2 rRNA genes are annotated in these 4,943 nt (G+C 51.5%); both read right to left on the bottom strand.

The features are described 5' to 3' along the window. Positions 1-110: 110 nt before the first annotated feature. Positions 111-3,040: ribosomal RNA gene (locus tag MFLO_RS14235) — 23S ribosomal RNA — on the bottom strand. A gap of 245 nt (positions 3,041-3,285) precedes the next feature. Beyond that, positions 3,286-4,835: ribosomal RNA gene (locus MFLO_RS14230) — 16S ribosomal RNA — on the bottom strand. The 16S and 23S rRNA genes sit together here, the layout of an rRNA operon. Positions 4,836-4,943 lie beyond the last annotated feature (108 nt).

The raw sequence follows: 4,943 nt of genomic DNA, 5'->3' as shown, positions 1-4,943 counted from the left end.
GAACGGGTGTGACCTTCTCGCCATAGCCACCAGACAAGTTTGACTGAAAGAACGTTGTTCTCTCAAAACTAGAGAAGAAAAGGGTTCAAAAAACCAGGGAATCAAAGTTTGAGGTTAAGTCCTCGATCGATTAGTATTTGTCCGCTCCATGTGTCGCCACACTTCCACTCCAAACCTATCTACCTGATCATCTTTCAGGGATCTTACTTTCCGAAGAAATGGGAAATCTCATCTTGAGGGGGGCTTCACGCTTAGATGCTTTCAGCGTTTATCCCTGCCGCACATAGCTACCCAGCGATGCTCCTGGCGGAACAACTGGTACACCAGCGGTGCGTCCATCCCGGTCCTCTCGTACTAAGGACAGCTCCTCTCAAATTTCCTGCGCCCGCGACGGATAGGGACCGAACTGTCTCACGACGTTCTGAACCCAGCTCGCGTGCCGCTTTAATGGGCGAACAGCCCAACCCTTGGGACCGACTACAGCCCCAGGATGCGACGAGCCGACATCGAGGTGCCAAACCTCCCCGTCGATGTGGACTCTTGGGGAGATAAGCCTGTTATCCCCGGGGTAGCTTTTATCCGTTGAGCGATGGCCCTTCCATGCGGAACCACCGGATCACTAAGCCCGACTTTCGTCCCTGCTCGACTTGTCAGTCTCGCAGTCAAGCTCCCTTGTGCCTTTACACTCTGCGAATGATTTCCATCCATTCTGAGGGAACCTTTGGGCGCCTCCGTTACACTTTAGGAGGCGACCGCCCCAGTCAAACTGCCCACCTGACACTGTCTCCCCACGCGCTAAGCGTGGCGGGTTAGAATGGTCATACAGCGGGGGTAGTATCCCACCAGCGCCTCCTCGTATGCTGGCGCACACGATTCAATGGCTCCTACCTATCCTGTACAAGCGGTACAAACATTCCATATCAGGTTGCAGTAAAGCTCCACGGGGTCTTTCCGTCCTGTCGCGGGTAACCTGCATCTTCACAGGTACTATAATTTCACCGAGTCTCTCGTTGAGACAGTGCCAGATCGTTGCGCCTTTCGTGCGGGTCGGAACTTACCCGACAAGGAATTTCGCTACCTTAGGACCGTTATAGTTACGGCCGCCGTTTACTGGGGCTTCAATTCTGAGCTTCGCAGATGCTAACCCATCCTCTTAACCTTCCAGCACCGGGCAGGCGTCAGCCCCTATACGTCACCTTACGGTTTTGCAGAGACCTGTGTTTTTGCTAAACAGTCGCCTGGGCCTATTCACTGCGGCTCTCTCGGGCTTTCACCCTATCAGAGCACCCCTTCTCCCGAAGTTACGGGGTCATTTTGCCGAGTTCCTTAACGAGAGTTCTCTCGCTCACCTTAGGATTCTCTCCTCATCTACCTGTGTCGGTTTGCGGTACGGGCAGTCTTTCTCTTCCTAGAGGCTTTTCTTGACAGCGTGAAATCAGGAACTTCCGTACTCTATTTCCTTCCCCATCACAGCTCATGCTTCGCAAGAAGCGGATTTGCCTACTTCTTACACTCACTGCTTGGACGCACTCTTCCATCCGTGCGCTTCCTTATCCTTCTGTGTCACCCCATTGGTCAAACAATCAAGACTGGTACAGGAATCTCCACCTGTTGTCCATCGCCTACGCCTATCGGCCTCGGCTTAGGTCCCGACTAACCCTGAGCGGACGAGCCTTCCTCAGGAAACCTTAGATATTCGGTGGAAGGGATTCTCACCCTTCTTTCGCTACTCATACCGGCATTCTCACTTCTAAGCGCTCCACTAGTCCTTCCGGTCTAGCTTCTCTGCCCTTAGAACGCTCTCCTACCACGAACCTCCAAAGAGGTTCATCCACAGTTTCGGTAATACGTTTAGCCCCGGTACATTTTCGGCGCGGGGTCACTCGACCAGTGAGCTATTACGCACTCTTTCAAGGATGGCTGCTTCTAAGCCAACCTCCTGGTTGTCTAAGCAACCCCACATCCTTTTCCACTTAACGTATATTTGGGGACCTTAACTGGTGGTCTGGGCTGTTTCCCTTTCGACTACGGATCTTATCACTCGCAGTCTGACTCCCGAAGATAAGTCAATGGCATTCGGAGTTTATCTGAATTCGGTAACCCGAGAGGGGCCCCTAGTCCAAACAGTGCTCTACCTCCATGACTCTTCCTTCGAGGCTAGCCCTAAAGCTATTTCGGAGAGAACCAGCTATCTCCAAGTTCGATTGGAATTTCTCCGCTACCCACACCTCATCCCCGCACTTTTCAACGTGCGTGGGTTCGGACCTCCAGTAAGTATTACCTTACCTTCATCCTGGACATGGGTAGATCACCTGGTTTCGGGTCTACGACCTGTTACTTCAATCGCCCTATTCAGACTCGCTTTCGCTACGGCTCCGCTTTTTCCGCTTAACCTTGCAACAAATCGTAACTCGCCGGTTCATTCTACAAAAGGCACGCTATCACCCATTAACGGGCTCTAACTACTTGTAGGCACACGGTTTCAGGAACTGTTTCACTCCCCTTCCGGGGTGCTTTTCACCTTTCCCTCACGGTACTGGTTCACTATCGGTCACTAGGGAGTATTTAGCCTTGGGAGATGGTCCTCCCGGATTCCGACGGAATTTCACGTGTTCCGCCGTACTCAGGATCCACTCTGGAGAGAAAGTCATTTCAACTACCGGGCTGTTACCGTCTCTGGCGGGCCTTTCCAGACCGCTTCATTTATCACTTTCTTTTCTGACTCCGTATAGAGTGTCCTACAACCCCAAGAAGCAAGCTTCTTGGTTTGGGCTCTTTCCGTTTCGCTCGCCGCTACTCAGGAAATCGATTTTTCTTTCTCTTCCTCCAGGTACTTAGATGTTTCAGTTCCCTGGGTCTGCCTTCCTTGTGCTATGTATTCACACAAGGATACTATCCGACTAAAGATAGTGGGTTCCCCCATTCGGAAATCTCTGGATCAACGCTTACGTACAGCTCCCCAAAGCATATCGGTGTTAGTCCCGTCCTTCTTCGGCTCCTAGTGCCAAGGCATCCACCGTGCGCCCTTCCTTACTTAACCTCTTTTTTACTTCTACGAAGTAAAAGGTTCGATTCGTTCACTTGCGATAGTGAGACGAACCGTGTATTGAAAGATTGCTCTCTCGATTGATTCTCGGTTACTGGTTCGAAATAAGTTCTCACTTATTTCGGCTTTACTAACTTTTCTTATCTAGTTTTCAAAGAACAATGAACAGTTTGAGAGTATAGACCTCTCAAAACTGAACAAAAGAAGGGAAAAAGATCCGTAGGTTTCCTATTCCTTAGAAAGGAGGTGATCCAGCCGCACCTTCCGATACGGCTACCTTGTTACGACTTCACCCCAATTATCTGTCCCACCTTCGGCGGCTGGCTCCATAAAGGTTACCCTACCGACTTCGGGTGTTACAAACTCTCGTGGTGTGACGGGCGGTGTGTACAAGGCCCGGGAACGTATTCACCGCGGCATGCTGATCCGCGATTACTAGCGATTCCGGCTTCATGCAGGCGAGTTGCAGCCTGCAATCCGAACTGAGAATGGTTTTATGGGATTGGCTCCACCTCGCGGCTTCGCTACCCTTTGTACCATCCATTGTAGCACGTGTGTAGCCCAGGTCATAAGGGGCATGATGATTTGACGTCATCCCCACCTTCCTCCGGCTTGCACCGGCAGTCACTTTAGAGTGCCCAACTAAATGCTGGCAACTAAAATCAAGGGTTGCGCTCGTTGCGGGACTTAACCCAACATCTCACGACACGAGCTGACGACAACCATGCACCACCTGTCACTTTGCCCCCGAAGGGGAAGCTCTGTCTCCAGAGTGGTCAAAGGATGTCAAGACCTGGTAAGGTTCTTCGCGTTGCTTCGAATTAAACCACATGCTCCACCGCTTGTGCGGGCCCCCGTCAATTCCTTTGAGTTTCAACCTTGCGGTCGTACTCCCCAGGCGGAGTGCTTAATGCGTTTGCTGCAGCACTAAGGGGCGGAAACCCCCTAACACTTAGCACTCATCGTTTACGGCGTGGACTACCAGGGTATCTAATCCTGTTTGCTCCCCACGCTTTCGCGCCTCAGCGTCAGTTACAGACCAGAGAGCCGCCTTCGCCACTGGTGTTCCTCCATATATCTACGCATTTCACCGCTACACATGGAATTCCACTCTCCTCTTCTGCACTCCAGTCTCCCAGTTTCCAATGACCCTCCCCGGTTAAGCCGGGGGCTTTCACATCAGACTTAAGAAACCGCCTGCGCGCGCTTTACGCCCAATAATTCCGGACAACGCTTGCCACCTACGTATTACCGCGGCTGCTGGCACGTAGTTAGCCGTGGCTTTCTGGTTAGATACCGTCAGGGGAGAAGTAGTTACCTTCTCCTTGTTCTTCTCTAACAACAGTGCTTTACGATCCGAAAACCTTCTTCACACACGCGGCGTTGCTCCGTCAGACTTTCGTCCATTGCGGAAGATTCCCTACTGCTGCCTCCCGTAGGAGTCTGGGCCGTGTCTCAGTCCCAGTGTGGCCGATCACCCTCTCAGGTCGGCTATGCATCGTCGCCTTGGTAGGCCTTTACCCCACCAACTAGCTAATGCACCGCGGGCCCATCTATCAGTGACAGCCGAAACCGTCTTTCAAACAAGGTTCATGCGAACCTTACTGTTATGCGGTATTAGCACCTGTTTCCAAGTGTTATCCCCCGCTGATAGGCAGGTTGCCCACGTGTTACTCACCCGTCCGCCACTCACCGACAGAGAAGCAAGCTTCTCTTTGGTTCGTTCGACTTGCATGTATTAGGCACGCCGCCAGCGTTCGTCCTGAGCCAGGATCAAACTCTCGTTAAAATGAATTTGAATACTTATTCAACACCGTGAATAAGTTTCCTTAGCGTCATACTTGACTTCGCTAGCAATTTCTTACTAGATTTGTTTTGGAAATCACTTTTTGATTTC

The organism is Listeria floridensis FSL S10-1187 (genome assembly GCF_000525875.1).
Taxonomy (GTDB): Bacteria; Bacillota; Bacilli; order Lactobacillales; family Listeriaceae; genus Listeria; species Listeria floridensis.
This window is presented reverse-complemented; position numbering and strand designations above follow the sequence as displayed.